The organism is uncultured Mycobacterium sp. (assembly GCF_964249325.1).
Classification (GTDB): domain Bacteria; phylum Actinomycetota; class Actinomycetes; order Mycobacteriales; family Mycobacteriaceae; genus Mycobacterium.
Genome location: NZ_CAXUCH010000120.1, coordinates 7,881 through 12,965 on the forward strand (window position 1 = coordinate 7,881; position 5,085 = coordinate 12,965).

The window sequence follows — 5,085 nt, forward strand, 5'->3', positions numbered from 1 at the left end:
TATTTGTTCCGCCGCGACCCCGACGGCGACTACTGGCTGGTGGGGCGACGCGGCTCGGTGATCCGCACCCAGCGTGGAATCGTCTACTGCGAGCCGATCACCGATGCGCTGGGCTTCATCACCGCTGTCGACCTCGCAGTGACCTATGGGGTGTCGGTGCGTGGCCGGCAGGTGGCGGTGTCGGCGGTGACCTTGCGGCCGGGCGCCAGCATCACCGCCGCCGACCTGACCGAGGCCATCGCGAAGATGCCGCCGATCGGTGTGGGACCCGACATCGTGCATGTGGTGCCAGAAATCACGCTGAGCGACACCTATCGGCCCACCGTCAGCGCGCTGCGGGCGGCGGGAATTCCCAAGCCGGGCCGCCAAACATGGTGTTTCGACCCGGTGGGCAACCAGTTCCGCCGGTTCACCGCAGCAATGCGCACGGAACTCTACGGCGCGCACTGACCAGGGGCGCCGCGATGATCGACGAAACGCTGTTGAGCATTCTGGTCTGCCCCGCCGACCGGGGCCCGCTGCTGCTGGTCGACAAACCCGACGGTGCGCTGCTGTACAACCCGCGGCTGCGCCGCGGCTACCGCATCGAGGACGGCATCCCGGTGTTGTTGGTCGACGAGGCCATCGCGGTCAGCGACGACGAGCACGTGCGGCTCATGGCGCGGGCCAGTCCGGCAGCTCCCCAGTGAGGTAGCGCTGCAGATTCGGCGCGATGGTGCGCGCAATCTGTTCGGGCGGCAGCGACTTGAACGGATGCAATTCCAGGATGTAGCGCGCCATCACCACGCCCACCAATTGTGACGCGACGAACTGGATGCGAATCCGTCCCGATCCCGGCGGATCGTCCACGCGTGACCCCACTTCGGCGGTGATCACCTCTTGCAGGAACGAGCGGACCAGAATGACGTCGTCACCGGCCAGCAGTGAGCGCAGTTCCGCGACGAATCCTTTGCCGGCTTCCGAATCCCACAGCGGCAGCAGCAGTGACGGCAGTTTGTAACCGATGTCCTCGACGGGGGTTTCGCGCAGCGGTCCGATCACTTCCATGGGGTCGATCGGGATCCGCACGGCAGCGGCGAACAGCTGTTCCTTGGTGCCGAAGTAGTGGTGCACCAGCGCAGAGTCCACGCCTGCCGCTGCCGCCACCGACCGAATTGACGTCTTGTGGATCCCGTTACGCGAGAACAACTCTCGTGCACTTTTCAGGATCCGCTCCCGGGTGTCCGAACTTCCCGCTGGTCGGCCCGGGCGTCGGCGTTCAACGCTAGCCAACGCTCTACGGGGTCCGTCGCCGCAACGTCGCCGCGGCCAGGCACAACGCCGCAAGCGCAAAGCCCAGCACGACGACCATGTCGCGCAGCGCGATACCGGTCAGCTCCGTATGTGCGCCCACCTGCTGAAGCGCCTCCAACGCGTAGCTGGCGGGCAAGACGTTGCTGATCCATTGCAGCCAAGTCGCCATCAGTGCGCGCGGGACGATGATGCCGGCCAGCAGCAGCTGCGGCACCATTACCAGCGGGATAAACTGCACGGCTTGGAACTCGGTGCGGGCGAACGCACTACACAACAAGCCCAGCCCGACGCCCAGCACAGCGTTGATGATCGCGATCACGAACACCCACATCGGGCTGCCCGCGGTGTCGAAGCCGAGGAACCAAAACGCCACGACACAGGCCAAAACCGCTTGCAGCGCTGCGGCGATCGAGAACGCGGTGCCATAGGCGACCAGCAGATCCAGTCGGCGCAGGGGAGTGGTCAAGATGCGCTCCAGTGTGCCTGAGGCCCGTTCGCGTTGCATGGTGATCGAGGTGATGATGAACATCACGAACAGCGGGAAGAGGCCCAGCAGAATCAAGCAGGCAGTGTTGAATGGCGATGGTGTGCCGGGTCGGTGCGGGGCATTTTCGAACATGAAGTACATCAGCGTGATGATCAGCACGGGCACCAGCAAGATCATCGCGATACTGCGGCGGTCGGCCGCCAATTGGCGCCGTATTCGCACGGTGGTGGCGCTGTAAGCCTGCAGCCCTATCCGGCTTTGGGTTGCTGCGCGGTGCTGCGTTTGATGATGGTCAGAAACGCTTCCTCGAGTGCCGTGCATCCGGTGTCCTCTCGTAGTCGGGTCGGGGTGGTGTGGGCGACCAGGTGGCCTTCGCGCATCAACAACAGGTCACCGCAGTGGTCGGCTTCGTCCATCACGTGACTGGAGACCAGCAGTGTGGTGCCGCCGCGCGCCAGTTCATGGAACTGCTCCCACAGATCTGCGCGCAGCACGGGGTCCAGACCCACCGTGGGTTCGTCCAGCACCAGCAGCGCAGGCTGGCAAACCAGCGCGCATGCCAACGATGCCCTGGTGCGCTGGCCGCCGGAAAGATTGCCGCAATAGGCGGTGCGGTGATCGGATAGACCCACCCGTTCAATGGCGGCATCGGCGGCATGCCCGTCGAACCCGTATAGCGACGCGAAGTAGCGCACGTTATCGACGATTCGCAGGTCGTTGTAGATCGTCGGATCCTGCGGCATGTATCCGACCCGCCGGCGTAGCACGGCCGATCCAGCCGGGCGGCCCAGCACCGTGACGGTTCCCGAGGTCACGATCTGGGTGCCGACGATGCAGCGCATCAGCGTGGTCTTGCCGCAGCCGGACGGGCCCAGCAGCCCGGTGATCGTACCTTGGGCGATCTGCACCGAAAAGTCATGCAGAGCAACCCTTTTACCGCGAATCACCCGCAGGTGCCTGATATCGACGGCCGCTTCCGCGCCGTTTGACAGCAATTCATCGCTCGATGAACTCATCATGCGATGAATATCCGCCCCCGATGCCATGTTGTCAAGATCTGGGCTTGGTCGTGGTGACCCGCTGCGCCCAGCTCCGCTGAGCTTGCGATCACCACGGGGCAAAATCTGTCCGGTGAGCGCTGAGGAACTGGCGGTGGACCCGGTCACCGCGGCGCGCCGACTACTCGGCGCCACTCTTTATGCGCGAAGCGTGTCCGCCACGATCGTCGAGGTGGAGGCGTACGGCGGAGTGCCCGACGGCCCCTGGCCGGACGCCGCGGCGCACTCGTATCGCGGGCTCAACGGTCGCAATGCGGTGATGTTCGGACCGCCCGGACACCTCTACACGTACCGCAGCCACGGCATCCACGTATGCGCCAACGTCGCCTGCGGCCCGGACGGGACGGCGGCCGCCGTCCTGCTGCGGGCCGCGGCCATAGACAGCGGTATCGACGTTGCCCGGTCCCGGCGTGGCGAGCTGGCGGGAACCGTCGCGCTGGCGCGTGGACCCGGAAATCTCTGCTCCGCATTAGGAATCACCATGGCTGACAACGGCCTTGACCTCTTCGATCCCAACAGCCCGATCACCCTGAAACTGAACGACGCCCTCGACGCCGTCAGCGGCCCGCGCGTCGGCATCAGCCATGCCGCCGACCGGCCGTGGCGGTTGTGGCTGCAGGGCCGACCGGAGGTGTCGGCCTACCGGCGCAGCCCGCGCGCGCCGGCACCCGGGGCCAGCGATTAACGGCCAGGGGCAGCGATCCGGGAAGATCTATGACTGTGGGCGCACCGATCCTCGACGAGCTGGGCTGGCGCGGGCTGATTGCGCAGTCCACCGACCTCGATGCGCTGGCCGCCGAAGCGGCGCGCGGCCCGCTCACGCTGTACGCCGGCTTCGATCCCACCGCGCCCAGCCTGCACGCCGGCCACCTGGTGCCGCTGCTGGCGTTGCGGCGTTTCCAACGCGCCGGGCATCGGCCCATCGTGTTGGCCGGTGGTGCGACCGGCCTGATCGGTGACCCCCGGGACACCGGCGAACGCACGCTGAACGCCGCCGACACGGTGCTGGAGTGGACGGAGCGGATCCGCGGGCAGCTGGAACGCTTCGTCGACTTCGACGACTCACCGACCGGGGCGATCGTCGAGAACGCCCTCGAATGGACCAGCGGCATGTCGGCCGTCGAGGTCCTACGCGACGTGGGCAAGCACTTTTCGGTCCACCTGATGCTGGATCGCGACACCGTCCGGCGGCGTCTGGAAGGTGAGGGCATCTCCTACACCGAATTCAGCTACATGCTGCTGCAGGCCAACGACTACGTCGAGCTGTACCGCCGCCATCACTGCGTGCTGCAGATCGGCGGTTCGGACCAGTGGGGGAACATCATTGCCGGGGTGCGCCTGGCGCGGCAGAAGCTGGGTGTGACGGTGCATGCGCTGACCGTGCCGCTGGTGACGGCCGCCGACGGCACCAAATTCGGCAAGTCCACCGGAGGCGGCAGCCTGTGGCTGGACCCGCAGATAACCACTCCGTACGCCTGGTATCAGTACTTCGTCAACACCGCCGACGCCGACGTCATCCGCTACCTACGCTGGTTCACCTTTTTGTCTGCCGAGGAACTGGCCGGACTCGAGGAGGTGACGGCATCGCGGCCGCAGGAACGCGTCGCGCAGCGCCGGCTTGCGAGAGAACTCACGACGCTGGTGCACGGCGAGGCGGCCACCGAAGCCGTCGAACATGCCAGCCAGGCGTTGTTCGGCCGTGGCGACCTGGGCCGGTTGGATGAGGCCACGCTGACAGCGGCACTGCGGGAAACGCCGGTGGCCGAGTTGAAACCGGGCGCCCCCGACGGGATCGTCGACCTGTTGGTCGCCAGCGGTCTATCGCCAAGCAAGGGAGCCGCGCGTCGCACGATCGCCGAGGGCGGTGTGTCGGTCAACAACACTAAGGTCGACAGCGAGGAGTGGACGCCGCGGTCGTCTGACTTTCTGTACGGGCGGTGGCTGGTGTTGCGGCGGGGCAAGCGGAATATTGCCGGCATCGAACGCGTTGAGTGAGCCTGCCGGAGCCGAAAGACGCCTTCTAGCAGCTTGTTTGACTCGGCGTGGCCCCGAGCGTAACTTATTGGGGTCGTCGCCACGCGGCCAGTTCGCCGGACGCGACGGCCTCCAAGAGGGAACGCTCCACTTCGGTGGGTCCCTCGCCGTCCGCACTACTTGCCCGCGGCCATAGCGCCGCGGCTGGTTGCGCGGCTGGTGTTGTTTGAGAACTCAATAGTGTGTTTGGTGGTTTTGTTTGTTGTTGTTTTT

General features: G+C 65.9%; 6 protein-coding genes and 1 pseudogene (1 of these 7 cut by a window edge). 4 read left to right on the forward strand and 3 right to left on the reverse strand.

Features of this window, described 5'->3' with window-relative positions; genetic code table 11:
- Positions 1–450, forward strand: a pseudogene (locus ACFE99_RS15380) (acyl-CoA synthetase) (it extends 2,500 nt beyond the left edge of the window).
- Between the two features lie 14 nt (positions 451–464).
- Positions 465–689 carry a Trm112 family protein gene (locus ACFE99_RS15385; RefSeq protein WP_375486726.1) on the forward strand — a complete coding sequence of 75 codons (225 nt, stop codon included), beginning with the start codon at positions 465–467 and terminating at the stop codon, positions 687–689.
- Here the strand turns inward: ACFE99_RS15385 and ACFE99_RS15390 are convergent.
- From ACFE99_RS15390 to ACFE99_RS15400, 3 genes are read right to left on the reverse strand one after another with little or no spacing between them, the layout of a single operon-like run.
- The gene (locus tag ACFE99_RS15390) at positions 655–1,272 is read right to left on the reverse strand and encodes a TetR/AcrR family transcriptional regulator (protein ID WP_375486728.1); all 618 of its coding nucleotides are present in this window, start codon (positions 1,270–1,272) and stop codon (positions 655–657) included. The genes ACFE99_RS15385 and ACFE99_RS15390 overlap by 35 nt on opposite strands.
- 4 nt (positions 1,273–1,276) lie before the next feature.
- Complete coding sequence (locus tag ACFE99_RS15395) at positions 1,277–2,026, reverse strand: ABC transporter permease (protein WP_375486734.1); 750 nt, start codon at positions 2,024–2,026, stop codon at positions 1,277–1,279.
- A gap of 2 nt (positions 2,027–2,028) precedes the next feature.
- Positions 2,029–2,799 (reverse strand): ABC transporter ATP-binding protein, encoded by a 771-nt coding sequence (locus tag ACFE99_RS15400; RefSeq protein WP_375486730.1) that lies wholly within the window; start codon positions 2,797–2,799, stop codon positions 2,029–2,031.
- Between the two features lie 112 nt (positions 2,800–2,911).
- Between ACFE99_RS15400 and ACFE99_RS15405 the strand changes: the two genes are divergently transcribed.
- Complete coding sequence (locus ACFE99_RS15405) at positions 2,912–3,523, forward strand: DNA-3-methyladenine glycosylase (RefSeq protein ID WP_375486732.1); 612 nt, start codon at positions 2,912–2,914, stop codon at positions 3,521–3,523.
- Positions 3,524–3,558: 35 nt separating this feature from the next.
- Positions 3,559–4,833, forward strand: a complete 1,275-nt coding sequence (tyrS, locus tag ACFE99_RS15410) for a tyrosine--tRNA ligase (protein ID WP_375486736.1) — start codon at positions 3,559–3,561, stop codon at positions 4,831–4,833.
- Positions 4,834–5,085: the final 252 nt, after the last annotated feature.